The 26,071-nt window shown below is 65.0% G+C and carries 25 protein-coding genes; 17 read left to right on the plus strand and 8 right to left on the minus strand.

Annotation, left to right across the window (positions count from 1 at the left end):
• The first annotated feature begins 95 nt into the window (after positions 1-95).
• The 6 genes from hisD (at position 96) to FLO80_RS09370 (ending at position 4,464) form a co-directional block, all read left to right on the plus strand.
• A complete protein-coding gene (hisD, locus tag FLO80_RS09345) occupies positions 96-1,400 on the plus strand; it encodes a histidinol dehydrogenase (RefSeq protein ID WP_111366131.1) in 1,305 nt (434 codons plus the stop codon).
• A gap of 93 nt (positions 1,401-1,493) precedes the next feature.
• Positions 1,494-1,973, plus strand: a complete 480-nt coding sequence (locus tag FLO80_RS09350) for a UPF0262 family protein (protein ID WP_111366128.1) — start codon at positions 1,494-1,496, stop codon at positions 1,971-1,973.
• Between the two features lie 4 nt (positions 1,974-1,977).
• Positions 1,978-2,439, plus strand: coding sequence for an arsenate-mycothiol transferase ArsC (locus FLO80_RS09355; RefSeq protein WP_111366125.1), 462 nt, complete (start codon positions 1,978-1,980; stop codon positions 2,437-2,439).
• Positions 2,436-2,837, plus strand: coding sequence for a ketosteroid isomerase-related protein (locus FLO80_RS09360; RefSeq protein WP_111366123.1), 402 nt, complete (start codon positions 2,436-2,438; stop codon positions 2,835-2,837). The genes FLO80_RS09355 and FLO80_RS09360 overlap by 4 nt, the downstream gene beginning before the upstream one ends.
• Positions 2,834-3,418: a GNAT family N-acetyltransferase gene (locus FLO80_RS09365; protein WP_111366121.1), complete on the plus strand. Its 585-nt coding sequence runs from the start codon at positions 2,834-2,836 to the stop codon at positions 3,416-3,418. Before FLO80_RS09360 ends, FLO80_RS09365 begins: the two co-directional genes overlap by 4 nt.
• A gap of 107 nt (positions 3,419-3,525) precedes the next feature.
• Positions 3,526-4,464, plus strand: coding sequence for an ornithine cyclodeaminase family protein (locus FLO80_RS09370; protein WP_111366120.1), 939 nt, complete (start codon positions 3,526-3,528; stop codon positions 4,462-4,464).
• A gap of 234 nt (positions 4,465-4,698) precedes the next feature.
• On the opposite strand, the gene meaB is transcribed toward FLO80_RS09370, so the two are convergent.
• Complete coding sequence (gene meaB, locus FLO80_RS09375; protein WP_111366119.1) at positions 4,699-5,676, minus strand: methylmalonyl Co-A mutase-associated GTPase MeaB; 978 nt, start codon at positions 5,674-5,676, stop codon at positions 4,699-4,701.
• Between the two features lie 100 nt (positions 5,677-5,776).
• Here meaB and hrpB point away from each other — a divergent pair, with 100 nt between their 5' ends.
• From hrpB to FLO80_RS09390, 3 genes are all read left to right on the plus strand, one after another.
• Positions 5,777-8,218 (plus strand): ATP-dependent helicase HrpB, encoded by a 2,442-nt coding sequence (hrpB, locus tag FLO80_RS09380; protein ID WP_111366118.1) that lies wholly within the window; start codon positions 5,777-5,779, stop codon positions 8,216-8,218.
• Positions 8,219-8,342: 124 nt separating this feature from the next.
• Positions 8,343-8,768: an NUDIX hydrolase gene (locus FLO80_RS09385; protein WP_246156629.1), complete on the plus strand. Its 426-nt coding sequence runs from the start codon at positions 8,343-8,345 to the stop codon at positions 8,766-8,768.
• Positions 8,769-8,962: 194 nt separating this feature from the next.
• Positions 8,963-10,345 (plus strand): inorganic phosphate transporter, encoded by a 1,383-nt coding sequence (locus FLO80_RS09390; protein WP_439328715.1) that lies wholly within the window; start codon positions 8,963-8,965, stop codon positions 10,343-10,345.
• A gap of 72 nt (positions 10,346-10,417) precedes the next feature.
• On the opposite strand, the gene argF is transcribed toward FLO80_RS09390, so the two are convergent.
• The gene (gene argF, locus FLO80_RS09395; RefSeq protein ID WP_111366109.1) at positions 10,418-11,344 is read right to left on the minus strand and encodes an ornithine carbamoyltransferase; all 927 of its coding nucleotides are present in this window, start codon (positions 11,342-11,344) and stop codon (positions 10,418-10,420) included.
• 66 nt (positions 11,345-11,410) lie between these two features.
• Positions 11,411-12,598, minus strand: coding sequence for an aspartate aminotransferase family protein (locus FLO80_RS09400; RefSeq protein ID WP_111366107.1), 1,188 nt, complete (start codon positions 12,596-12,598; stop codon positions 11,411-11,413).
• Between the two features lie 276 nt (positions 12,599-12,874).
• Here FLO80_RS09400 and FLO80_RS09405 point away from each other — a divergent pair, with 276 nt between their 5' ends.
• Positions 12,875-13,780 (plus strand): DMT family transporter, encoded by a 906-nt coding sequence (locus FLO80_RS09405; RefSeq protein ID WP_111366105.1) that lies wholly within the window; start codon positions 12,875-12,877, stop codon positions 13,778-13,780.
• Positions 13,781-13,894: 114 nt separating this feature from the next.
• Positions 13,895-14,473, plus strand: coding sequence for a GcrA family cell cycle regulator (locus tag FLO80_RS09410; RefSeq protein WP_111366103.1), 579 nt, complete (start codon positions 13,895-13,897; stop codon positions 14,471-14,473).
• A 156-nt stretch (positions 14,474-14,629) separates the two neighbouring features.
• Here the strand turns inward: FLO80_RS09410 and FLO80_RS09415 are convergent, their stop codons facing one another.
• On the minus strand, positions 14,630-15,343 hold the full coding sequence (locus tag FLO80_RS09415; RefSeq protein WP_111366101.1) for an aspartate/glutamate racemase family protein: 714 nt from the start codon (positions 15,341-15,343) through the stop codon (positions 14,630-14,632).
• Positions 15,340-16,041 carry a GntR family transcriptional regulator gene (locus FLO80_RS09420; RefSeq protein WP_111366099.1) on the minus strand — a complete coding sequence of 234 codons (702 nt, stop codon included), beginning with the start codon at positions 16,039-16,041 and terminating at the stop codon, positions 15,340-15,342. Before FLO80_RS09420 ends, FLO80_RS09415 begins: the two co-directional genes overlap by 4 nt.
• Before the next feature lie 103 nt (positions 16,042-16,144).
• Here FLO80_RS09420 and FLO80_RS09425 point away from each other — a divergent pair, with 103 nt between their 5' ends.
• Positions 16,145-17,842 carry a thiamine pyrophosphate-binding protein gene (locus FLO80_RS09425; RefSeq protein ID WP_111366428.1) on the plus strand — a complete coding sequence of 566 codons (1,698 nt, stop codon included), beginning with the start codon at positions 16,145-16,147 and terminating at the stop codon, positions 17,840-17,842.
• 4 nt (positions 17,843-17,846) lie between these two features.
• On the opposite strand, the gene FLO80_RS09430 is transcribed toward FLO80_RS09425, so the two are convergent.
• The gene (locus FLO80_RS09430; protein WP_111366097.1) at positions 17,847-18,740 is read right to left on the minus strand and encodes a LysR substrate-binding domain-containing protein; all 894 of its coding nucleotides are present in this window, start codon (positions 18,738-18,740) and stop codon (positions 17,847-17,849) included.
• A gap of 100 nt (positions 18,741-18,840) precedes the next feature.
• Between FLO80_RS09430 and FLO80_RS09435 the strand changes: the two genes are divergently transcribed.
• From FLO80_RS09435 to FLO80_RS09455, 5 genes are all read left to right on the plus strand, one after another.
• Complete coding sequence (locus FLO80_RS09435; RefSeq protein WP_246156630.1) at positions 18,841-19,971, plus strand: enolase C-terminal domain-like protein; 1,131 nt, start codon at positions 18,841-18,843, stop codon at positions 19,969-19,971.
• A complete protein-coding gene (locus FLO80_RS09440) occupies positions 19,968-21,236 on the plus strand; it encodes an NAD(P)/FAD-dependent oxidoreductase (RefSeq protein ID WP_111366093.1) in 1,269 nt (422 codons plus the stop codon). The genes FLO80_RS09435 and FLO80_RS09440 overlap by 4 nt, the downstream gene beginning before the upstream one ends.
• A 47-nt stretch (positions 21,237-21,283) precedes the next feature.
• Positions 21,284-22,261, plus strand: coding sequence for a TRAP transporter substrate-binding protein (locus FLO80_RS09445; RefSeq protein ID WP_111366091.1), 978 nt, complete (start codon positions 21,284-21,286; stop codon positions 22,259-22,261).
• Between the two features lie 97 nt (positions 22,262-22,358).
• The gene (locus tag FLO80_RS09450; RefSeq protein WP_111366089.1) at positions 22,359-22,877 is read left to right on the plus strand and encodes a TRAP transporter small permease; all 519 of its coding nucleotides are present in this window, start codon (positions 22,359-22,361) and stop codon (positions 22,875-22,877) included.
• Positions 22,878-22,883: 6 nt separating this feature from the next.
• Complete coding sequence (locus FLO80_RS09455; RefSeq protein WP_111366087.1) at positions 22,884-24,182, plus strand: TRAP transporter large permease; 1,299 nt, start codon at positions 22,884-22,886, stop codon at positions 24,180-24,182.
• A gap of 175 nt (positions 24,183-24,357) precedes the next feature.
• Here FLO80_RS09455 and FLO80_RS09460 read toward each other — a convergent pair whose 3' ends face one another.
• Together FLO80_RS09460 and FLO80_RS09465 are read right to left on the minus strand one after the other, a co-directional pair.
• Positions 24,358-25,278, minus strand: a complete 921-nt coding sequence (locus tag FLO80_RS09460) for a fumarylacetoacetate hydrolase family protein (RefSeq protein WP_111366085.1) — start codon at positions 25,276-25,278, stop codon at positions 24,358-24,360.
• A gap of 3 nt (positions 25,279-25,281) precedes the next feature.
• Positions 25,282-26,058: a cyclase family protein gene (locus FLO80_RS09465; RefSeq protein ID WP_111366083.1), complete on the minus strand. Its 777-nt coding sequence runs from the start codon at positions 26,056-26,058 to the stop codon at positions 25,282-25,284.
• Between the last annotated feature and the right edge of the window lie 13 nt (positions 26,059-26,071).

Below are 26,071 nucleotides of genomic sequence, written 5' to 3' on the forward strand. Positions count from 1 at the left end.
CGGATTGCACCCGCCAAGGCCCGCATACCGGAATGCGGGTTGAGCCTTGACCGGGCGGCGCCTATGACATGGGCGCCAGTCAAGGAGATCTCGCCATGCCCGTCTTTCTCGACGCCACCGCCCCGGATTTCGAAGCCGGTTTCGCCAGGCTGCTATCGGCCAAGCGCGAAGACAGCGCCGATGTCGACGAGATCGTGGCCGGGATCATCGCCGATGTGCGCGCGCGCGGCGATGCCGCGCTGATCGAGTTGACCGCGAAATTCGACCGGCTGGCGCTGACCCCTGAAACGCTGCGCTTTTCCGAGGCCGAGATCGAGACGGAATGCGCCCGCGTGCCCGCGCACGAGGCCGAGGCGCTTGAGCTCGCCGCCGCCCGCATCCGCGCCTATCACGAGAAGCAGATGCCGCAGGACGCGCTCTGGCAGGACGAGACGGGCGCGACGCTGGGCTGGCGCTTCTCGCCGGTTTCGGCGGCCGGGCTCTACGTGCCGGGGGGGCTGGCCTCCTATCCCTCCTCGGTGCTGATGAACGCCATTCCCGCCAAGGTGGCGGGGGTCGAGCGGTTGGCCATCACCTGCCCGACACCCGACGGCGCGGTCAATCCGCTGGTCATCCTCGCCGCGCGGATCGCCGGGGTGAACGAAATCTATCGCCTCGGCGGGGCGCAGGCGATTGCCGCGCTGGCCTATGGCACCGAGACGATTCCGGCGGTCGACAAGATCACCGGCCCGGGCAACGCCTTCGTCGCTGCCGCCAAGCGGCGCGTGTTCGGGCGCGTCGGCATCGACATGATCGCCGGGCCATCCGAGATTCTCGTGATCGCCGACGCTGACAACGATCCCGACTGGATCGCGCTCGACATGCTGAGCCAGGCCGAGCACGATGAAAGCGCCCAGTCGATCCTGATCACCGACAGTCCCGCCATGGCCCGCGCCGTGACGGTGGCGATCGAACGCAACCTCGCCACGCTGGAACGGCGCGACATCGCCGGGGCAAGCTGGCGCGACTATGGCGCGGTGATCACCGTGCCGGACCTCGCCACCGCCGCACAGCTTTCGAACCGCATCGCGCCCGAGCATCTGGAGCTTTGCGTCACCGACCCGACGGCGCTCGCGGAACAGACCATCCATGCCGGGGCGATCTTCCTCGGCGCCTGGACGCCCGAGGCGATCGGCGATTACGTGGGCGGCCCCAACCACGTGCTGCCCACCGCGCGCTCGGCGCGGTTTTCGTCCGGCCTGAACGTGATGGACTTCCTCAAGCGCACCACGCTGGCCCAGATGACGCCCGAGTCCCTGCGTGCCATCGGCCCGGCGGCGGAAACGCTGGCCATCTCGGAAAGCCTCGAAGCGCACGGGCTTTCGGTGCGCGCCCGGCTCAACCACCTCAATGCGCTGTGACCGCCCATGATTGCACAAACCATTGGCACGGCGCGGCAGTCACGGTAATGAGCGCGTGGAGGACCCGCTGAAACCGCCCTGAAAGTGCCGCCCATGTCCCACATCACCCATATCGCGCTCAACGATTCCAACCTTCCCCCGCCCACGCCCGAGATCGAGCAGGAGCGGAAGGTGGCGATGTTCGACCTGCTGGAAGAAAACAGCTTTTCCCTCCCCGCCCGCGACGACCGCATGGCGCCCGACGGCCCCTATCACGTCGATCTCTCGATCCGTGACAAGCGTCTGGTCTTCGACATCGCCACCGAAGGCGGCGAAAAGGCGGCCGAGTTCCACCTCTCGCTGTCGCCCTTCCGGCAGGTGGTCAAGGATTACTGGGCGATCTGCGAAAGCTATTACAACGCGGTCAAGAACATGCCGCCCAGCCAGATCGAGACCATCGACATGGCACGGCGCGGCATCCACAACGAAGGCGCGCGCATCCTTCAGGAACGCCTCGAAGGCAAGGCCGAGATCGACGCCGACACCGCACGCCGCCTCTTCACCCTCGTTTGCGTGCTGCATTTCGGGGGCTGAACAGGTGAGCGTATCCCTGCCCCAGTCGGTGCTCTTCTGCTGCGATCATAACTCCGTGCGCTCGCCCATGGCCGAGGGCATCATGAAACGGATGTATGGCCAGGGCACCTATGTGCAATCGGCGGGCGTCACCAGCGATCTCGAGATCGACGGCTTCGCCATCGCCGTCTGCGCCGAGATCGGCGTCGAACTTGCGCGCCACCGCGCCCGCAGCTTCGACGAGATGGACCGCTTCGGCGACGACCTGTCGAGCTTCGACCTGATCGTCGCGCTTTCCCCGACCAGCCGCGACCGCGCGCTCGACCTCACGCGCTTTTACCATATCGACGTCGAATTCTGGCCGATCACCGATCCGACGGGCATTGACGGCGCGCGCGAAACCCGGCTCGACGCCTATCGCAACACCCGCGATGAAATCATCGCGCGCCTCGCCGACCGCTGGGGCGGCACATTGGAGGAAACATGAGCACAACCGACCTCATCCACCGCTATTTCACCGCCTTCAACGCGGGCGATACCAATGCCATGCTGGCCTGCCTTTCCGATGACGTGGCACATCACGTCAACGAGGGCAAAATTCGCACCGGCAAGGCGAAATTCGCCGATTTCTGCGCCCATATGAGCCACTGCTATCGCGAGGAACTGACCGACATGGTCGTGTTCGAGGCCGAAAGCGGCACTCGCGCGGCGGCGGAATACGTGGTCAATGGCACCTATCTTTCCACCGATGACGGGCTGCCCGAGGCGCGCGGCCAGACCTACCGCCTCCCCGCCGGGTCGTTCTTCGACGTGGAAAACGGGAAAATCACCCGCGTCACGACCTATTACAACCTCGCCGACTGGATGGCACAGGTCTCGGCATGATCGAAACACGCGCCCTGACCGGCGCGGCGCTCGACGCGGCGCTGGGTGACGTGGCCCGCCTGCGGATCACGGTGTTTCGCAACTGGCCCTATCTCTATGACGGCGATGCGGAGTATGAACGCGCCTATCTCGCCGCCTATCGCGACAGCCCCGGCGCGGTGGTGGTCGGCGCGTTCGACGGTGACCGGCTCGTCGGGGCCGCGACCGGCACGCCGATGGCCGACCACGCCGATGATTTCGCCGCCGCCTTCAACGGCACCGGCATCGACCTCGCACCAGTCTTCTACTGCGCCGAATCCGTGCTCCTGCCCGACTATCGCGGGCGCGGCCTCGGCCATGCCTTTTTCGATGCGCGCGAAGATCACGCCCGCAGCCTCGGGTTCACGAAATCGGCCTTCTGCGGCGTCCTGCGCCCGGCGGATCATCCACTGAAACCATCCGATTACGCCCCGCTCGACCCGTTCTGGCGCAAGCGCGGCTATGCCCCGCTGCCCGGCGTGATCGCGCGTTTCCGCTGGAAGGATATCGACCAGCCCGACGAGACCGACCACGACCTGCAATTCTGGATGCGCGATCTGTGACCGACGGCGATCGCATGCCGCTCCGGAACGGATTCAAGCCGACCCGCCCCGGCTCAGGGCCGGGGCGGGTGTTTCCAATCAAACACGACACGGGCTAGGCTCGGCCCATGACCCTGCCCCATCTCGCCCCTGTCGAACTCGATGCGCTCGACATCACGCCCGACGCGGCCTGCGACGCCATTGAAACGGTGATCCGTGCAATCGACGCAGGGCGCGCGACCGCTGCGCCCAAGGCGATGCTCACCCGCCCTGACGGGCGCTACATGATGAGCACCATGGCCGCGCTCGATGCGCCGCCGCTTCTGGTGGTCAAGACCATGCTGCAAAACCCAGGCGGCCCCGCCGCCGGGCATCGCTATATCGACGGGATCGTGACCGTGCTCGACGCCGCCAGCGGCCAGCCTCTGGCCCTGATCGACGGACCATGGCTCACGGCGCATCGCACCGCCGCGCTCTCGGGCGTGGCGGCCCGGCGACTGGCCCCGCCCGACGCGCGCAGCCTCGCGATCCTCGGGGCCGGGGTGCAGGCCGCCAGCCATCTCGCCGCCATGGCGGAGCTCTTCCCGCTCGAAGAGCTCCGCATTGTCGGGCGCAGCCCCGAAAACGCCGAACGCCTCGCCGCAACGGCCCGCGCGCGCGGGCTTTCGGCCAGAGTCTTGCCCGACGCACAGGCCGCCATCACGGACGCCGACATCGTGGTCAGCGCCATGTCGCGCGACACCGCACCAGGCGCACAGATCGACCCGCGCTGGCTCGCCCCGGAAAGCTTTGCCGCCCTGCCGGATCTCGGGCATCACTGGATGCGCGCGCATCTCAAAGCGCTCGCGCCGCTGCTCGTCGATGACATAGCGCAGGAACAGGCCCTCCCCGTAGCCTCCCGCCTCGTCCCCGATCCGGGGCCGACCGGCGATCTCGCCGATCTGGTGCTGGGCCGGATCTCACCGCGACCGGCAGGCCACGCCTCGGGCCTCGTGTTTCGCGGCCATGCCGCCAGCGATCTGGCACTTGCGTGGCTCGTTCTGCAACGTGCCGGTCTCTGTGACTGACCCGAGGGGGTGCGCACAAGGTCCGGCGGAGGTGCCGGGCGCACCGTCGGAATTTGAGTATTTTTGCCAAGAAAGAGACCAAGGCCGCGCACGCCCCGTTAACCGCCGGGCGCAACACTTTCGCTGAATTTCGGCGGTGTACGGATAGCAGCCGGAGCGCAGCCGGATGTCACCCCCCGGTTTTTCGGCCCCGACAGGGCGTTAACCACGCGGGACGACGGGTTCAGGTTTCTTTCACCTGTCGGCGATACGGGCCAGCGCCGTGCGGGCCGCCTGCGACGCGGTGATCTCGCCCCGTGCCACCTCGGTGCCGAGGCGCTCCATCACCGCTTTCGCCGCTCCGGTCTCAAGCTGGCGCAACAGCCCCTGCCGAACCTCTTCACGGAACCAGTAGCGCGCCTGCTCGGCGCGGATGGTATCCAGAAAACCGTTTTCTTTCCGCCACTTGATAAGAAATTGCATCTCGTCCCAGGCTTTTTCGAGCCCCTCCTCCTCAAGCGCCGACACCAGCATCGCCTTGGGGAATCCCTCCGGGTCCTGCGGCCGTTTGCGCAACAGTTTCAGCGCGCCGGAATAGTCCGCACAGGTGCGCGTGGCGGCGGGCTTGAGATCGCCATCGGCCTTGTTGACAAGGATGAGATCGGCCATCTCCATGATCCCGCGCTTCACGCCCTGCAACTCGTCCCCACCCGCCGGAGCCAGCAAAAGTACAAACAAATCAGACATTTCCGCGACAACCGTCTCGGACTGACCGACCCCTACCGTCTCGATCAACACCACGTCGAACCCCGCCGCCTCGCACAGCGCGATCGCCTCGCGCGAGCGTCGCGCGACGCCGCCCAACTGGCTTTGCGCGGGCGAGGGGCGGATAAAGGCACCGGGTTCGCGCGACAGCCGCTCCATCCGCGTCTTGTCGCCCAGGATCGACCCCCCCGAGCGCGCCGACGAAGGATCGACCGCCAACACCGCAACCTTGAGGCCCCGCCCGGTCAGCGAACAGCCAAACGCCTCGATGAAGGTCGATTTCCCGACCCCCGGCGTCCCCGAAAGCCCGATGCGAATCGCCTGTCTTTTCAATCTCTTGAGCGCCTCTAGAAGCTCGATCGCCTGCGCCCGGTGATCCTCGCGCCCGCTCTCGACCAACGTGATCGCCCGGGCCAGCGCCCGTCGGTCTCCGTCTGCGATTCGCGCTGCTGTTGCCTCGGTATCCATTGGCCCGCCTCTTGGAGTGTCGCCCGCCTTGATGCCCAAAGCGCCCGCCCAAGTCCAGAGCCCCATGGACGCCGCCCGGACGCTGCCGCATAAAGCCCCTATGCGATCCGCCCTGCCCATCGACGACACCCTGCCCGCGTTCCTCACTGCCCTGCGCGACCATGGCCGCGCCGTTCTCCAGGCCCCGCCCGGCGCAGGCAAGACGACCCGCGTGCCGCTTGCCCTACGCGAATCGGGGCTGGCCCGTGGTCGCATCCTCATGCTCGAACCCCGCCGCCTCGCCGCCCGCACCGCCGCCGAACGGATGGCCGAAACGCTGGGTGAGACTCCGGGCGAAACCGTGGGATACCGTATCAGGGGCGAGGCAAAGGTCGGAAAACAAACGCAAATCGAGGTGGTGACCGAGGGCATCCTGACCCGCATGATCCAGTCCGGCCCCGAGCTTTCGGGCGTCGGCACGGTGATCTTCGACGAGTTTCACGAGCGTTCCCTCAATGCCGATCTCGGTCTCGCGCTTTGTCTCGAAATCGCCGAGGCCCTGCGCGATGACCTGATGCTCATTGCCATGTCGGCCACGCTCGACGCGGGTCCGGTGGCAGATCTCATGCAGGCTCCGCTCGTCACCTCTGAAGGGCGCATCTTCCCGGTCGAAACCCGCTGGCTCGACGCCCCCCTGCCCAAGGGCAAACGGCTTGAAGAAGCCACCGCCGAGCTCACTCACAAGGCCTTGCGCGAAACCGAAGGCGGCATCCTCGTCTTCCTCCCCGGCGAAGGCGAAATCCGCCGCACCGAGGCGCTGTTGCGGCCAAACCTGCCCCCCGGTTGCACCCTCAGGCCGCTGTTCGGCGCCATGCCTTTCAAGGACCAGCGCGCCGCCATCGAACCGATTGAAAGCGCGCGGAAAATCGTCCTCGCCACCGCGATTGCCGAAACCTCTCTCACGATCGAGGACATCCGCGCGGTGATCGACGCGGGCCGCGCCCGCCGTGCCCGCTTCGATCCGGCCTCGGGCATGTCGCGGCTCGTGACCGAACGGGTCACGAAGGCCGAGGCAGAACAGCGCGCGGGTCGCGCGGGCCGGGTCGCGCCGGGCGTAGCTTATCGACTCTGGACCCGTGGTGAAGAGGGCGCGCTCGCCCTCTTCCCACCGCCCGAAATCGCGGCCGCCGACCTTGCCGGCCTCGCGCTCGAACTGGCGCTCTGGGGGGCCAAGCCCACCGATCTGCCCTTCCTCACACAGCCCAATCCGGAGGCCTATGCCGAGGCGCAGGCACTCTTGCGGATGCTGGACGCGCTCGACCGTGACGACCGGCTCACCGATCACGGCCGCGCGCTGGCCGCGCTTCCGTTGCACCCGAGGCTGGCGCATATGCTTGCGCTGTCCGGCCCCGGCGGGGCGCCGCTTGCCGCGCTCCTTGCCGACCGCGACCCGCTCGCGCACAGCGCACCAGTTGATCTCGCCCTGCGGCTCGAAGCTCTCAATGATTTCAGACGGTTCAGCCAGACGCGCCCCTGGCAGGCCCGTCGCGCAACCCTTGATCGAATTCGCGCCGAGGCCCGACGACTCGCCCGCCAGGCAACGGACTCGAAAATCACGTTCACTCCGGCTGAAATGGCTGCCCTTGCCTATCCCGATCGCATCGGTCAGCGCCGCAAGGGCGATCAGCCGCGCTATGTGCTGTCGGGTGGCAAGGGCGCGATTCTGCCCGATGACGACCCGCTCGGCCAGAGCCCCTTCCTCGTTGTCACCGACACTGACGGGAACCCGCGCGAAGCGCGCATCCGTCAGGCCCTGCCCATCACCCAGGCCGAGATACGCGCGCTTTTCCCGGATCAAATCGCGTGGCACGACATCTGCGTCTGGTCGAAACGCGACCGCCGCGTCACCGCCCGGCGGCAGGAACGCTTTGGCGCCTTGGTCCTTGACGACCGGATCTGGAAAGACGCGCCCGAAGACGCCGTCGCCCGCGCCATGTGCGACGGCATTCGCCACCTGGGCCTGTTCCCCTCAGACGCCACCCAACGGTTCCGCGCCCGCGTGGCCCTTGCCCGCGCGGCGGGCGAAGACCTGCCCGCAATGGATGACGCCGCGCTTCTGGCCATGCTCGAAGACTGGCTCCTGCCATATCTCACCGGGATCAAGACAGCACAGGACTGGAAATCCTTCGACATGCTCGACGCGCTGCGCGCGATGCTCAGCTGGGAGCAGATGCAGCGGCTGGACCAGATCACCCCGCCCGCCTTCACCACGCCACTCGGACGCCGCATCCCGATCGACTATTCCGGCGAGTATCCCGAAATCCGTCTTCGCTTGCAGGAACTGTTTGGCCAGACGACGCACCCCTCTGTCGCAGGCCAACCGCTGCGCGTGACGCTGCTTTCGCCCGCCGGTCGCCCGGTGCAGACCACGCTCGACATTCCCGGTTTCTGGGCCACGTCCTATGCCGATGTGCGCAAGGACATGCGCGGACGCTATCCCAGGCATCCCTGGCCCGAAGACCCGACCCGCGCCGATCCCACCTTGCGCACCAAACCGCGCTGACCCTTCGCAGGCCGCTCTTTTGCAATTTCCCGGAAACGCACTATATTCATTGAAAGAAACAGGAAAACCCGAGCAGGGGCAGAGATTTCACATGACCGCAGGATTGCGCAGGGCCTGGACCGAGATGGTCAGGCCCCTATTCAAACGACCCAACCGGCTCCAGGTGGCCGCGCTGTGCTATCGTCAGGGCGACGATGGCAAAGAGGTGCTGCTCGTCACCTCGCGCGACACCGGTCGCTGGATCATCCCCAAGGGTTGGCCGATCAACGGCAAGGACGCGCCGGGTGCCGCGCTTCAGGAAGCCTGGGAAGAGGCGGGCGTGCGAACCGGGCAGGTCACCGGCAAGGCCATCGGCACCTATTGCTATGAAAAGGAACTGTCCAGCGGCTTGCCCGTCCCGGTCGAGACCCTCGTCTTTCCGGTCGAGGTGCGCAAGCTCGAAGGCGATTATCCCGAGGCACATGAACGCCGCCGAAAATGGGTCAGCCCCGCACGTGCCGCAAACATGGTGCGAGAACCGGAATTACAGCAGATTCTGCGCGATATGTAACAGTTTTGTAACGAATTGGTGACAGAATCGGTTGATCCCGCACATCCCCTTGTCTACCCCACTGCCAGAACCGTTGCTGGGGGAGACAAAACGTGAGCGACACGCAAAACGACGCCGATCACCTTGAAACCCTCGACCGCGACCTGCACCGGTTTTCGCATCTCGAAACCGCCACGCAATATGTCGCCCGCCCGATGGTCGCACCGGGGATCGCACTGGCCTTTATCATCGTTACAGGGCTCGCGGCGGCGGTCCTCTTCGGTCAGCTTCCGATCAATTTCATCGTGGTGGCGGCAGCGGTGTTCGGGGCCTACATGGCGCTCAATATCGGCGCCAATGACGTGGCCAACAACATGGGACCGGCCGTGGGGGCCAATGCGCTCACCATGGGTGGGGCCATCGCCATCGCGGCCATATTCGAATCCCTCGGCGCGCTTCTTGCAGGCGGTGACGTGGTCTCGACCATCTCCAAGGGCATCATCGACCCCACCACGGTTGCCGATACTCAGGTCTTCATCTGGGCAATGATGGCCGCACTCATTTCGGCAGCGCTCTGGATCAACCTCGCCACCTGGATCGGCGCCCCGGTGTCGACCACCCATTCGGTGGTCGGCGGGGTGATGGGCGCGGGTATCGCCGCCGCGGGCCTTGCAGCGGTGAGTTGGCCGACGATGAGCACGATTGCCGCCTCTTGGGTGATCTCCCCGGTGATGGGCGGGGTCATTGCGGCTCTCTTTCTCGCATTGATCAAGTCGCGCATCATCTACCAGGAGGACAAGATCGCCGCCGCCCGCCGCTGGGTGCCGATCCTCGTCGGCATCATGGCCGGTGCTTTTGCCACCTATCTCGCGCTTAAAGGGCTGAACCGGGTCGTTAAAATCAACATAGGCACCGCTCTGCTCATCGGGACGGCCCTCGGCACGATAACCTGGCTCATCACCATTCCACTGATCCGCAAGAAGGCCCGGGGGCTCGAGAACCGCAACAAATCGATCAAGCTTCTATTCGGCCTGCCACTGGTGATTTCGGCTGCGCTGCTCAGCTTTGCGCATGGCGCCAACGACGTGGCCAATGCCGTGGGGCCGCTCGCCGCCATCGTGCACGCGGCCGAATTCGGCACAGCCGAAACACAGGTCGGCATCCCGATATGGGTCATGGTGATCGGCGCCTTCGGAATTTCCTTCGGCCTGTTTCTGTTCGGCCCCAAACTCATCCGGATGGTCGGCTCGCAGATCACCAAGCTCAATCCCATGCGCGCCTATTGCGTGGCGCTCTCCGCCGCTATCACCGTCATCGTGGCCAGTTGGCTGGGTCTGCCGGTCTCGTCCACGCATATCGCCGTGGGCGGGGTCTTTGGCGTTGGATTCTTCCGCGAATGGGACACCGAACGGCGCTGGCGCATGAATTCGGATGGCCGCCCCCCGGAGCGGCGTATCGCACCCGAGGAACGCCGCCGTCGCAGGCTGGTGCGGCGCTCACATTTCATGACGATCATCGCCGCATGGGTGATCACCGTGCCCGCCGCCGCGTTAATCTCGGGGGGAATCTTCCTTGCCCTCAACGCCTTGACAAGCTGAGGGATCGGGACGACGGCTCGGTGCCATACCAATACGCAAGGCCAGAACGATCTCGCCGCTCCCGCCTCCCGTTCAGACCCCCAGGCACCAGCGCATAACCGCTTTTTGGGCGTGCAGGCGGTTCTCGGCCTCGTCGAACACGACCGAATTGGAGCCATCCATCACCTCGGATGTCGCCTCCTCGCCGCGATGCGCAGGCAGGCAATGCATGAAGAGCGCATCGGGCTTGGCATGGCTCATCAGTTCCGCGTTCACCTGGTAAGGGCGCAGCATGTTGTGGCGCCGCTCGCGGCTCGACTGGCTATCATGCATGCTCACCCATGTGTCGGTGACGATCAGATCGGCACCCTCGACCGCCTTCCTCGCATCACGCTCGATGATGACTTTGCGCCCGGCCTTGCGCGCCAGTCCCACGAATTCAGGCTCGGGTTCAAGCTGTACAGGCCCAGTAAAGACCATCTCGAAGCCGAACTGAGCGCTGGCATGCAGGAACGAGGCGCAGACATTGTTGCCATCGCCACACCACACCACCTTCTTGCCGGCGATCGGCCCGCGATGCTCTTCATAAGTCATAACATCGGCCATGATCTGACAGGGGTGGGTTCGGTCGGTCAGCCCGTTGATCACCGGCACATCGGCATACTCGGCCATCTCGATCAGAACGCTTTCATCAAAGGTGCGGATCATGATCAGATCGACATAGCGCGACAGAACCCGGGCGGTATCAGCGATGGTTTCGCCATGGCCAAGCTGCATGTCATTGCCCGAAAGCACCATGGTCTGCCCACCCATCTGCCGCACGCCCACGTCAAAGGAAACACGTGTGCGGGTCGAGGGTTTCTCGAAGATCAGCGCGACCATCCTCCCGGCGAGCGGCTGTTCGTCATCCGCCGCGCCGCGTGTGCGACCCACGCGCGCATCCTTCATCGCGCGGGCATGGTCGATGATGCCTCTGAGGGCGGCTGGATCGGTCTTATGCAGGTCAAGAAAATGATTCATTGGTCTTGGTCCGTTCTTGCAGGCAGTACCGGGAGGGCCAGCCCCCCCGGACTCCCCGAGGTATTTTCAGTCAGATGAAGAGGCAGATTCGATCTGCGTAGCGGCCGCGTCGAGCCGCGTGACGGCCTCGGCGAGTTCCTCTTCGGTTATGTTGAGCGGCGGCAACAGGCGGATCACGTTATCTGCGGCGGGCACGGTGATCACTTCGGCGTCAAAACCTGCACTAACCACATCGACGTTGGGCACCTTGCAGCGCAGCCCAAGCATCAGACCGGCACCGCGCACTTCATCGAAGATGTCGGGATGCGTCGCCACCAGCCCTTCGAGCTTCTGGCGCAATGCGCCGGCGCGGTCGTTCACCGTGGCAAGGAAGCCGGGGTCGGAGACGATCTCGACCAGTTTCGCACCCACGGCACAACCCAGCGGGTTGCCGCCATAGGTTGACCCGTGGGTCCCCACTGTCATGCCCGACGCCGCACGTTCGTCCGCCAGAACCGCACCCAGGGGAAAGCCCCCGCCGATACCCTTGGCGACCATCATGATATCGGGCGTGATCCCTGCCCATTCATGCGCGAAAAGCCGCCCCGTTCGACCCATGCCACATTGCACCTCATCCAGGATCAAGAGCGCGCCCGTCTCGTCACAGATCGCACGCACCGCACGCAAATCCTCGTCCGACATCGCACGGATACCACCCTCGCCCTGGATCGGTTCAAGGAGAACCGCCGCGGTTTTCTCGCTCGCCGCTTTCTTCAACGCCGCGATATCGCCCCACGGCAGATGGGTGAACCCGCCCAGAACCGGACCGAATCCCTTGATCATCTTCTCGGAACCGGCGGCGGCGATGGCAGCGGTCGAGCGGCCATGAAACGCACCCTCGAAAGCGATGATCTCGACCCGATCCGGGTCGCCCGCCTCATACCAGTATTTACGCGCCATCTTGACCGCCAGCTCGCAGGCTTCGGTGCCGGAATTGGTGAGAAAAACCGTATCGGCGAATGTATGCTCGACCAAAAGGTCGGCCAGCCGCTGCTGTTCGGGAATCCGGTAAAGGTTCGAAACATGCCAGAGCTTCTGCGCCTGCTCGTTCAACGTCGCGACCAGGTCGGGATGGGCATGGCCCAGCGCATTGACCGCGATGCCCGAGCCCAGATCGAGAAAGCGTCGCCCGTCACGCTCAACCAGCCAGCTGCCTTCGCCCCTCACGAATTCCAGCGGTGCACGGTTATAGGTCGGTAGAACAGACGGGATCATCTGGATATCCTTTCCCTTGAGGAAGCCCCCGGTTTGCCCGGTGCGGGGCCATTCGTCAACGATTTTGCAGGAAGTTCAAGGGGGCAGACCAATGTGGCGCGGCCCCGCGACAAAGGCGGATGCGTCAGACGCTGCGGCGTCGACGTCGGATCATTACGATATGAAATGCCTGTGCCATGACGGGGGATTTAGCGCCCTGGCGTACGCCTGTCAATGAAACATATCCGGGGAAATTCGCGCTTTACTCCGGGCTGTTCTCGACGCAGTTAATCGCCCATGTTCACGCCGCGCGCCCAGAACCCCGGCCTCGCTGTTGGCTTCATGCTGACAGCCTGCGCCTTTATCGCCGCCTCAACCCTGATGGCAAAGCTCGCAGGCACCGCGCGGCTGGGTGATCCGTTACACCCGTTGCAGGTAAGCCACGGGCGGTTTCTCTTCGCGTGGATACTGATCGCCTCGACCGCCGCCGCGATGCGGCTCAGGTTCGAGCGGCCCAACCTGCGGCTGCACGCCCTGCGCACCCTCGGCGGCTGGGTCGGGATCAGCCTGATGTTCGCCGCCGTGACCTATATCCCGATGGCCGATGCAACCGCGATTTCCTTTCTCAACCCGGTCTTCGCAATGATACTGGCAATCCCGCTCCTGGGTGAAAAAGTCGGGCCAATCCGCTGGTCCGCCGCGGCCATTGCCCTTCTGGGCGCGCTCATCCTCTTACGCCCAACTCCGGCCAGCTTTCAACCCGCCGCCCTTCTGGCACTTGGCGCGGCCCTCGCCATGGGGATCGAGATCACCATTATCAAGCTGCTTTCCAGGCATGAAGGGCCGCTTCAGATCCTGTTCATCAACAACAGTTTCGGGCTCATCATCGCCACGGTTGCGGTGCTGCCCTTCTGGGTGATGCCCACGCCCGCGCAATGGGCTGCGTTGGCCGGGGTGGGTGTATTCATGGCCTGCGCGCAAGCCGCCTATGTCAACGCCATGGCCCGTGCCGAGGCCAGTTTCGTTGTGCCTTTCGCCTATGCTACGCTGATATTTGCCGCGCTTTTCGATGTAATCGTGTTCCGCACCCGGCCTGATGCCATCTCGGCTCTCGGGGCGACGATCATCATCGCCGGTGCCACGCTTCTGGCCTGGCGCGAGGCGCGGCTCGAGAAACGTCAACCCGCGACAGTTCCACGCTGAACCCGCGCCCAGATCGCACCTTGCACCGCGCGGCACGATGTTTAGAATAAGGCCCTGACCGGAATAGCAGGGCGGCCCGACCGATGAGGCCGCCCTTTCAAATAGGAAAACCCGATGTCCTGGACCGACGAACGCGTGGAACTTCTGAAAAAGATGTGGGGCGAAGGCCAGTCGGCCAGCCAGATCGCCAAGGAACTGGGCGGTGTCACCCGCAATGCCGTGATCGGCAAGGTCCATCGTCTTGGCCTCTCGAACCGCACCTCTGCGGGGGGTGGGCCGGAGAGTGGTGCCAAGCCTGACGCCAAGTCCGAGGCGAAACCGCGCGCGCCGCGTGCGAAAGCGGCGAAACCGGCGCGTGAGGCGCCTGCGAAAGCCGCCGAGGCCGAGCCGAAGCCTGCCGCCGCGCCGGCCCGCAAGCAGATCATCCCCGCCGGACAGCCGTTGCCGCCGCAACCGTCGGCAAACGAGATCAGTCCCGAAGCATTAGCAAAGGTGAGCGAAATCGAAAAAAAGGCGCGAAGACTTACACTTATGGAGTTGACCGAGCGGACCTGCAAGTGGCCCGTGGGCGATCCTGCGACCGATGATTTCTGGTTCTGCGGCCTGCCGGTTCAGGCGGGAAAGCCCTATTGCGAAGCCCATGTCGGCGTCGCATTTCAACCGATGTCGAGCCGCCGCGACCGCAAACGCTGAACCGTGCGCACCCACCGTGCAACAGGGTTAACGTGCCGTCATGGCCGCAAATCGGGGGGGTGAATCCCGGCTGCTGCCCGGCTGCAGGGCGTACACCGCCGCAACGCGGCATTCGTTAAGGGAAAATTGATTAACGCAGCGCGCGGCGATCCGGCCTCAGGCAAAGCGCGGCGGCACCAGCGCGCCCTGAAACCAGGTGATCAGCGTCACGATGGAAAACACCGGCAGCCCGGTCGCCGCCCGGATGTCGAGGGCATAGGGCGACATGTTGGTGCATTCCAGAACGATCGCCCCGAGATCGGGATGCGCCGCCTGCAAGGCCAGCGCCGCCTCGACATTGTCGGCCCGGGCGGCCTCGACATCAAGTTCGGGTTCGTTGTCGAGAATGGCACGGGTGAATTCGCGCCCGCCCTCGGTCGTGCCGATGGGTGTGCCATCGGGCACACGCGCGCCGCGCAGATGCCGGTCGGTCAGGCTCGAACCCGAGATCGTCAGTATTCCGGCGCGCTTCCCGGCGGGCAGCACCCGGTTGACCTGTTCAACCTGGCAAAGCGACGAGGTCACCACCGGCACCTCGACTGCTGCCGCCAGTTCGTCCTGATACATCGCGAGAAACCCGCAATTGGTGGTGATCCCGTCTACCCCGTCGGCCTGTAATTCGCGCGCCGCCGCGATGAAGGCGGGCAACATCCCCTCGGCGCCCTTGCGCACCACCCGGTCGGGCGAGGCATCGCGCACCACCTTGTAGTGCACCGGAAAGGGCCAAGTCATCGCATTGCCCATGTCACCCGGAATCCGCGGGAACCGAGCATCCAGCATCAGGATACCCACCGAGGCACCATAGATCGTCTTGCCGCCCGTCGCTTTCATGCCGCGTCCTCGTTCAACACCTGATCCTGCACCATGTCGCCGCCGTCGAGATAGATACTGGCGATACCGGCGCGCACCGACGCAAGGATCTGGTCCATCCGCTTCTCGATATGCTCGCCGAGATGCCGCGCCGCCTTGTTGGCGTTGCGCGCCTCGAGCGCCTCCATGATCTTGACGTGCTGTTTTTTCGAGCGTTTCACCCGCGCCTGCATCTCGACCCAACGGATGAAACGGATACGTTCGTTGATATGTTCAAGCTGCGCGGTCAGTTCCGCGTTCCCGGCCAGCCGCGCGATACCGATGTGAAACGCCTCGTCACGCGCGCAAGCCTCGGCCACGCTCAGCCCCCGGGTTTCCAGCCCATGCGCGAAGAGTTCTTCGCGCAGCGCGCGCAAACCTTCGTCGCTCGCGCGTTCACAAGCCGCGCGGGCCGCCGCCATTTCCAGCACCTTGCGCAGTTCGAACAGGTCGAAAATCTCTTGCGCCTCGAGCCCACGACAGAAGAACCCCTGCCCAGCGCGAAATTCGAAGAACCGCTCGGACACCAGCCGGTTGAGCGCCTCACGCAGGGGTGTCCGGCTCACCCCGAATTCGCGCGAGAGCGTGCCCTCGTTGATCCGGTCCCCGGGCCTGAGATCAAAGGACACGGCGCGCGCCTTGAGCCAGCGGTAGATATCTTCAACCCGTCCATCCGCCATCGTATTCGCCTTTCCGATTGTCGCTTTCCGGCATGCCACGGGGCGCGCTTGAAATCAATATGCAACTCTGTATACAGATTGGAATACCGCAATGGAGGGTGATATGACCGAACAAGGCCACAACCGGATGAACGGCGCCGAGGCGCTTGTGCGGATGCTCGAAGCTTACGGCGTACGCCATATCTTCGGCCTGTGCGGCGATACCACCCTGCCCTTTTATGATGCGCTGGCGCGGCTCAATCACGGGATCACGCATTTCCTGACCCGTGATGAACGCCACGCCGCCTATATGGCCGATGGCTATGCCCGCGTGACCGGGCGGCCCGGTGTCTGCGAGGGGCCGTCGGGCGGGGGCGCGACCTATATCCTGCCCGGCGTGGTGGAGGCCAATGAAAGCGCTGTGCCGATCCTTGCCATCACCTCGGACGTGGCGACCACCAGCCGGGGGAAATATCCGCTGACCGAGTTGGACCAGACCACGCTGTTTCGCCCGCTGACCAAGTGGAACGCGGCGCTGGACGATGCCGGCCAGTTGCCCGCGATGATCCGCGAGGCGTTTCGCCAGATGACCACCGGCACCCCCGGCGCGGTGCATCTGTCATTGCCGTTCGACACCCAGAAGGCCCCGGTCAGCGAGGCCGAAATCCACGCCAACCCCGCGCACACCCAGTTCCCGGCCGAGCGTCAGGCCCCGGAGCCGCGCGCCATCGAGGAGGCGGCCGCGATCCTTGCCAAGGCGCAGAACGCCATTGCCATCTGTGGTGGCGGGCCGCTGCTCTCGGGGGGTGAGGCGGCGCTGGCACGGCTTGCCCGCGCGCTTGACATGCCGGTGGCCACCACCGTTTCGGGGCAAGGGGCGATTGCGGAAACCGACCCGCTGGCGCTCGGGGTCGTGGGATCGAACGGGGGGATTCCGGCGACCCGGGCCGAGGTCGATGCCGCCGACGTGGTGCTTTTCATCGGGTGCCGCGCGGGGTCGGTCACGACCGAACGCTGGCGTTCGCCCGCCAAGGGCACCACGATCCTGCATATCGACAGCGACAGGGACGTGCCCGGCACCAATTACGACACCGCCGTTGCGATCAACGCCGATGCGCGGCTTGCGCTCGAAGCCCTCGCCGATGCGCTCGAGGCTGGGCCGCGCAACAGCCAGAACGGCACCGCCCGCGCCGCCCGCGCATGGGCCGCGAAAGAGGCGCAGTTCGCCCCGCTTGCCGCCACGCGCGACACCCCGATCCGCCCCGAGGCAGTGATGGCCACGCTCATGGAATTGCTCGGTGAGGATGCCATCGTGGTGGCCGATCCGGGCACGCCCTGCCCCTATGTCTCGGCCTATTACCGCTGGCGGCACGCGGGGCGGCATTTCATCACCAACCGCGCGCATGGGGCGCTGGGATATTCCATCGGGGCGGCGATGGGGGCGCATGTGGGGCGCCCGGATGTGAAAACCGTGGCCCTGATGGGCGACGGATCGTTCGGCTTTGCCTGTGGCGAGTTCGAGACCATGGTGCGCCACCGCATGCCGATCACCTCGGTGGTGTTTTCCAACGCCACCTTTTCGTGGATCAAGGCGGGGCAGAAAGCGGGGTTTGGCGGGCGGTATTACAATGTCGATTTCGACCGCACCGATCATGCCGCGGTGGCCCGGGCCTTTGGCGTCAAAGCGTGGACGGTGCGCGACCCCGACGATCTCGGCCGGGTGATGGCCAAGGCGCTGGCCCATGACGGACCGAGCCTTGTCGATATCCATACGCAATCGCTCTCCGATGCCGCCGCGCCGGTTTCGGAATGGGTGGCGTGAGGCGTCACGCCGCGTGGGATGCGAGGCTTTCCAGCAGCCCTGCGAGGAATTCCTGCCCCACGGCCGAAAGTGGCCGGTGACGCGAGGTGATCACGGCGAGGTCCAGCGTCACCTGCGGCGCGAAGGGGCGCGCGACGAACCCGCCCTCGTAGTCGAAGGCGATGGTGAACGGATCGACCAGGGCCGCGCCGAAGCCCTGTTTCACGAAGCTCAGCGTGTTCTGGTGCAGGTGGGTATGGACGCGCGTGTTCCACTGTGCCCCGGCGCGGTCGAACGCCTCGCGGGTGCGCCGATAGGTCATATGCTCGGGGCCCATCACCACGAAAGGATACCCGTCAAGAAGCGCGGGTGTGAGCGTCGCGTGATCCGCCAGCGGGCTGCCGGTGGGCAAAACGCATTGGCATTCGAAGCGAAACGGGCGCGCGGTCAGGGCGTCGCTCAGCACCGGGACTTCGCAGATCCCGATCTCGAACAGCCCGGCCTGCACCCATTCCTGGATTCGGGTGGAATATTGCGCCTGGTACGAGATCGACAGGTTCGGGCGGCCTTGGGCAAAGCGTGCGATCTCGCGTGGCATGAAGCCGATCGAGAGGGCATGGGGCGCCACGACCTGCAATTGCCCGGCCTTCTGGTTCTGCAAATCGGTCACGGCCTGCGCCACGTGGTCGAGCCCGCGCACCACCGTGTCGATTTCCTGAAACAGCACCCCCGCCTCGGGCGTGGGGCGCAGGCGGCCGCGCACCCGTTCAAAGAGCTTGAGCTGTGTCTGCCGCTCCAACTGCGCCAGAAGGTTGGAAATGCCCGGCTGCGAAATGCCCAGAAGTGCGGCCGCACCGGTCACGGTGCCGGTTTCGATCACCGCGTGGAATGCCTGTAATTGTCTGAATCTCAGGGCCATTTTGAAACCATATCATGAAAAATGATGGGTCATCCACAAATCCGTATTTGAACTGATGCACTACCCCGGCCAAGTTTCTCGCCATGAACGGGGGAATCGATTGACGGAGCTTGACCAGACCATCACCGGTTTCGATGTCTGGCATCTTTCGCTGCCGGTCACGTCGCGCCGCGATCATGGCATCGGGCGGGTCGAAAACGCCTGTGAGATCGTGCTTTTGCGCCTCACCGCCGAGGGTGGCGCGGTGGGTTGGGGCGAGGCATCGCCATGGTCGGTCTTTACCGGCTCGCCCGAGGCGAGCCTTGCCGCGCTCGACCGTTACCTGCGCCCGCTCGTGCTTGGCCGCCGCGTGGCCGACCGCCCCGCCATCATGGAGACCGCGCGCCAGGCCATCGCCCACGCGACCGAGGCCAAGGCCGCGCTCGACAGCGCCCTTCTCGACCTTGCAGGCCGGATCGCGGGGCAACCCGTCTGGGCCTTGCTCGGTGGCAGGTTCCGCGACCGCATCCCGCTTTCGGTGTCGATTGCCGATCCGGATTTCGAACGCGACCGGGCGCTCCTTGACCGGCTCGTGGCCGACGGCATCGGTGTCGTCAAGCTCAAGGCCGGGTTTCGCGACCATGATTTCGACATCATGCGGATGGAACGGATCGCCCGCGATTATCCCTCGCTGCGGGTGCGGGTCGATTTCAACCAGGGCCTCACCCCCGGAGAGGCCCCGTCGCGGACCCGCGACATGGCCGCGTTCAAGCCCGATTTCATCGAACAGCCGGTGCGCGCCCATCATTTCGGCCTCATGGCCCGGCTGCGCGCGATGATCGACGTGCCACTTGTGGCCGACGAATCCGTTTTCGGCCCCGAGGACATGACCCGCGCCGCCAGCGAAGGCATCTGCGACGGGGTCTCGGTCAAGATCATGAAATCGGGGGGCCTGGGCCGCGCGCAGGAGGTCGCGGCCATTGCCGCGGCCAACGGGCTTGCCGCCTATGGCGGCGACATGTTCGAATCCGGCCTCGCCCACCTTGCGGGCACCCACATGATCGCCGCCACCCCGGCGATCACGCTGGGCTGTGAATTCTACCAGGCGTCCTATTTCCTGACCGAGGACATCCTCGAAACCCCGTTCGTGGTGGAGGGCGGCGCGGTGATCGTTCCCGACACCCCCGGCCTTGGCGCGCGCCCCGATCTGGACCGCATCCGCAAATACACCCTCAGAGGTCCGACCCCATGACCGACACCCCGAAAACAATCGCCATCATCGGCGCAGGCATCAACGGCGTCGCCACGGCGATCTGGGCCCAGCGTGCGGGGCACAAGGTCATCCTGATCGAGCGCGAGGAGCAGGCGGGCGAAGGGGCCAGTTTCGGCAATGGCGGGGTTCTGGCCGCGTGCTCGGTGGTGCCGGTGACGGTGCCGGGGCTGTTGCGCAAGGCGCCGAAAATGCTGTTCTCGCCCAGCCAGCCGCTGTTTCTCAAATGGTCCTACCTGCCGCGGCTGGCGCCGTGGTTGATGAAATACCTGTCGCACGCCAATGCGGGCGAGGTGCGGCGCATCGCGCGGGCACTGCACGGTATCATCGGCGACAGTCTTCAGGATCACCTTGCGCTGGCGCGCGGCACGGGGGCCGAGGATTTCATCCGTCCCGCCGACTACCTCTTTCTTTACCGCGACCGTGCCCATTACGAGGGCGACGCCTTTGGCTGGGGCATCCGCCGCGATATGGGGTTCGAATGGGACGAGTTGGAGCGCCCGGCGCTGACCGAATATGACCCGACCCTGTCCGATGCCGTGGGCTTTGCCGCGCGGGTGGGCGATCACGGACGGATCAGCGACCCGGGGCGATACGTCAAGGCGCTGGCCGCTCATGCAGTCGCGAACGGCGCGGAGATGATCAGGGCCACCGCCACCGATTTCGCCCGTGAAAACGGGCGCATCACGGGCGTGCGCGTTTCTACTTCGTCGGGCGAGGACACGATTGCCTGCGATGCCGCCGTTCTGGCCACCGGGGCGTGGTCCAAGGCTCTCGGGGAGAAACTGGGGCTGCGCATCCCGCTTGAGACCGAGCGCGGTTATCACCTCGAATTGTGGGAACCGTCGGCGATGCCGCGTTCGCCGGGCATGGTGGCCAGCGGCAAATTCGTCATGACCCCGATGGAGGGGCGGTTGCGCCTTGCCGGGATTGTCGAGTTCGGCGGGCTCGACGCGCCGGCCTCGGCCGCGCCCATCGCGCTGTTGAAACGGCAGTTGGCCGAGATTCTGCCCGGCCTCACATGGGCACATGAACAGGAATGGATGGGCCACCGCCCCGCACCCGCCGACTCGATCCCGGCCATCGGCGAGGTGCCGGGGATCAAGGGTGCCTTTCTCGGCTTTGGTCATCACCATGTCGGCCTCACGGGGGGGCCGAAAACCGGGCAAATCCTGGCCCGGCTGATCTCGGGGGGTAAACCCAATATTGACTTGGAGCCCTACTCGCCCGCACGTTTCGTCTATTGAATACCAACCCCGGCATGACCGGACCAACCAAAACAGGGAGTAAGACCATGAAACATCTCACGACACTTGCCGCGGCCTCGGCCATCGCGATCGGTGCGGCGGCCCCGGCGCTGGCCGAGAAATGGGACATGCCGCTGGCCTATGCCGCGAGCAACTTCCATTCCGAGAACGCGGCCCAGTTCGCCGCCTGCGTGACCGAGAATTCCGGCGGCGCGGTCGAGATCGTCACGCACCCCTCGGGGTCGCTTTTCGGGGGCAACGACATCAAGCGCGCGGTGCAGAGCGGTCAGGCGCTGATCGGTGAGCGCCTGATCTCGGCGCATCAGAACGAGAACCCGCTTTTCGGCATCGACTCGATCCCGTTCCTGGCCACGTCCTATGACGATCATGAACGGCTGTGGGATGTTGCCGGGCCGAAAGTGGCCGAGGCGCTGGATGCGCAGAACCTGCATTACCTCTACTCGGTGCCGTGGCCGCCGCAGGGGCTTTATTTCAACCAGCCGATCGAAAGCGTGGCGGACATGCAGGGGATCAAGTTCCGCTCCTACTCCACCGCCACCGCGCGGATGGCGGAAATGACCGGCATGCTGCCGGTGCAGGTCGAGGCGGCGGAACTGAGCCAGGCGCTGGCGACCGGCGTGGCCGAGGCGTTCATCTCGTCGGGGGCCACGGGCTATGACCGCAAGGTGTGGGAACATCTGAGCCATTTCTACGAGGTCGATGCATGGCTGCCGCGCAACGTGATCTTCGTCAACAAGGACGCGTGGGACGGGCTTGACGATGCGGCCAAGGGCGCGATGAACGACTGTGCCGCCGAGGCCAAGGCGCGCGGCCTGCAAATGTCGAAGGACTATACCCAGTTCACCCTCGACGGGCTCAAGGAAGGCGGCATGGAAGTGGGCCGCGCCGGTGACGCGCTGGTGGCGGAACTCCAGGAGATCGGCGCCACGATGACGGAGGAATGGCTGGAAAGCGCGGGCGAAGAGGGCCGCGCCATCGTCGAAGCCTACCGGGCGTCGCAGTAACCCGGTCGCCGGTCGGCAAGGCCGGCACGACCACAGGGCGGGGCCGCGTCGATGCGGCCCTGCCTCAAGACAAGATCAACGAACAGGGGCTTCTGAGATGGGTATTCTACGCCGGGCGCTCGATGCGCTCTATCTCGCGGGTGGGGTCGTCGCGGCGCTTTTCACCCTTGCGATTCTCGTCATCATCGTCGCGCAGATGATTGCGCGCTGGACCGGGAATGTCTTTCCCGGCGCGACCGATTACGCGGGGTATTGCATGGCCGCGGCCTCGTTCTTTGCCTTTGCCTATGCGCTCAACCACGGGGCGCATATCCGGGTGTCGCTGCTGCTCAATGCGCTGGGGCGGCACCGGGTCAAGGGCGAGCTGTGGTGCTTTGGCATGGGCGCGGTGATTTCGAGCTATTTCGCCTGGTACGGGGTGCGCGGCATGTTCGAGTCGCTGAAGTGGAACGATATCAGCCAGGGGCTCGACAAGACGCCGATCTGGATTCCGCAGATTTCCATGGCGGTGGGCACCGTGCTTCTGGCCATTGCCTTCTGGGACAACCTCGCCCGGCTGATCATGACCGGCCATCACGGCATGCGCTCCGGCGCCATAGAGACCGGCACGGAGTAAACGCGCATGGATTATGTCCTTTCGATCTCGATCTTTCTTTTCGTGCTCTTTTTCCTGCTCGGCTCCGGTGTCTGGGTGGGCCTCGCGCTCATGGGCGTGGCCTGGGTGGGAATGGAGCTTTTCACCACGCGGCCCGTGGGTGATGCGATGATCACCAAGATCTGGTCGTCGTCGGCGTCATGGACGCTGACCGCGCTGCCGCTCTTCATCTGGATGGGCGAGGTGCTGTATCGCACGCGATTATCCGAGGACATGTTCAAGGGGCTGTCGCCATGGATGGCGCGGTTGCCCGGGGGGCTGGTGCATACCAATATCGTGGGCTGCACCGTCTTTGCCGCGGTGTCGGGATCATCGGCGGCCACGCTGACCACGGTGGGCAAGATGTCGATTCCGGAACTCAACAAGCGCAAGTATCCGCAACGCATGGTGATCGGCACCTTGGCGGGGGCCGCGACGCTGGGGTTGATGATTCCGCCATCGCTCACCCTCATCGTCTATGGCGTCACGGTGAACGAGTCGATCACCAAGCTGTTCTTCGCCGGCATCCTGCCCGGCCTCGTGCTGGCGGGGATGTTCATGGCCTATGTGGCGATCCAGTCATGGGTGTCGCGCGACTGGAACCCGACGCCGGAACCCCGGATGAGCTTTGTCGAGAAGCTGCATAATTCGCGCTTCCTGATCCCGGTGCTCTTGTTGATCGCGGTGGTGATCGGGTCGATGTATTTCGGCTGGGCGACGCCGACCGAGGCCGCGGCCTTTGGCGTCATCGGTGCGCTGTTGCTGGCCGCCGGGCAAGGCTCGCTCAACTGGCACACCTTCACCCAGAGCCTGATGGGCGCCACGCGGACCAGCGCGATGATCGCACTCATCCTGGGCGGCGCCGCGTTCCTGTCGCTGTCGATGGGGTTCACCGGGTTGCCGCGCGGGCTGGCCGATCTGATCGCGCAGATGGGGCTCACGCGGTTCGAGCTCTTGATGGTGCTGCTGATCTTCTACATCGTTCTTGGCTGTTTCCTCGATGGTATCTCGTCGGTGGTGTTGACCATGGCGGTGGTGGAGCCGATGATCCGCCAGGCCGGGATCGACCTGATCTGGTTCGGCATCTTCATCGTCGTGGTGGTCGAGATGGCCCAGATCACCCCGCCGATCGGGTTCAACCTTTTCGTGCTGCAGGGCATGACCAACCACGAGATGGGCTATATCGCGCGTGCGGCGATCCCGATGTTCCTGATCATGGTGGTGATGGTCTTCGTGCTGATCGGCTTTCCGGAACTGGCCACGTGGCTGCCGGATAACCTTCGATGAGGTTTTGCGCCGCCTTCGGCGTCGCCAAGGGGCGGGGGCCGGGCGCTGACGCGCCCGGCCCCCGCAACCCGGGTCGATGCTGCGCGCCGGTTCCAGTGTCAGGCATGACCTGACCGACAGGATTTTGAGTATTTTTCCCAAGAAAGAACAGCATGGGGAATTTGGCTTCCCGTGTTCACTCCGGCTTGACGATCCGGTTGCGCAACAGGCCGATCTTCTCGATCTCGAGCTCGAACACGTCACCGGGGGCCAGCCGCTTGCCCAGTTCGAGCCCGCAGCCTGTGCCGACCGTGCCCGAGCCGATCACCTCGCCGGGATAGAGCGTCTCGGAGGCCGAGATATGGGCGAGGATGGCGCCGAAATCATGCTGCATCGAGGATGAATTGCCGCCGCCCCAGCGTTCGCCGTTGACCCGCAATTGCATGTCGAACGCGACCGGGTGCGCCACCTCGTCCGCGGTCAGGATCCACGGACCCAGAATATTGCCGGTGTCGAAATCCTTGCCCTTGGCGGGCCCAAGTTGCCCCGGCATCTCGCGCATCTGGGCGTCGCGGGCCGAGACATCGTTAAGGATGGTGTAGCCGAAGATGTGATCCGCCGCCCGTTCGGGCGCGATATCCTTGCCCTTCTTGCCCAGCACGATGGCAAGCTCCAATTCGACATCCAGAAACTCGGCATAGGAGGGCCAGATCACGTCGGCGCCGTGGCCGATGAAGCTCATCCGGTTGCCCTTGTAATAGATCGGCTGTTCGTACCAGACGGCGGGCAGTTGCGGGTCGTCCTGGCCGAAGGCCTTGAGGCAGTTGAAGAGATGTTCCTCGAACACGAGGCAATCGCGATATTGCACCGGCATCAGCGGCGGCAGGAACGTCACCTCGCGTGCGGGGATCATCGCCGACCGGTCGGCGCGGGCCAGCAGGTCGCCGGCTCGTTCGAGACCGTCATCGCCCGCTTCGATCAGCGATTGCATAGTGCGGAAGGTCTCGGAGGCGCCGCCCGCCAGTTCCGCGGCGCGTTCGAGATCGAGCAGCGTGTCGTCATCCAGCGGCGACACCACCCTCGCCTTGCCGTCGTGAAGTATCGTTCCAAGTCGCATGGTTCACTCCTCGAAAATGGCGACGGCGCGGGTGAACCCGGCGCTGGCGCCCTTGATCTTGTAGGGAAAGCAGGAAATCTCGAACCCGTTGCCCGGCAGGTCCTGGAGATTGGCGAGCTTTTCCATGTGGCAATAGCCGATCTCCATGCTGGCGCGGTGGCCCTCCCAGATGATGCTCGGGTCTTGGGTTTTCGCGTATTCCTGCGCGGTCAGCGCAAAGGGGGCATCCCAGCTCCAGGCGTCGGTGCCGGTCACCCGCACCCCGCGCTCCAGCAAATACATGGTCGCGTCGCGCCCCATGCCGCAGCCCTTCATCAGGTAATCGGGCTGGCCGTAATGTGCCCCGGCGGAGGTGTTGACCACCACGATGTCGAGCGGGCGCAGATCGTGCCCGATGCGTTTCAATTCCGCCTCCACATCCCCGGGGGTCACGATATAGCCGTCATCCATGTGCCGGAAATCGAGCTTCACGCCCGGGTTGAGGCACCATTCCAATGGCACCTCGTCGATGGTGATCGCGCGCTCTCCGTCCGACATCGTGGAATGGTGGTGGTAGGGCGCATCGAGATGGGTGCCGTTATGGGTGGCGATGCTCAGCCGCTCGACCGCCCAACCCTCGCCCCCCGGCAGGTCTTCGCGCTTGAGGCCCGGGAAGAAGGCCATCACCTGCTCGGCGGTCTGCTCATGGGTCATGTATTCGATCTCGGGCAGCATGATCGGCGGATCGGAGACGATCCCCATCTCGAGCGGCACCGAGATATCAACGAAGCGTCTGGCCATGGCTGGCTCCTTT

The sequence above is a fragment of the Aquicoccus porphyridii genome, from assembly GCF_008369105.1.
GTDB lineage: Bacteria > Pseudomonadota > Alphaproteobacteria > Rhodobacterales > Rhodobacteraceae > Aquicoccus > Aquicoccus porphyridii.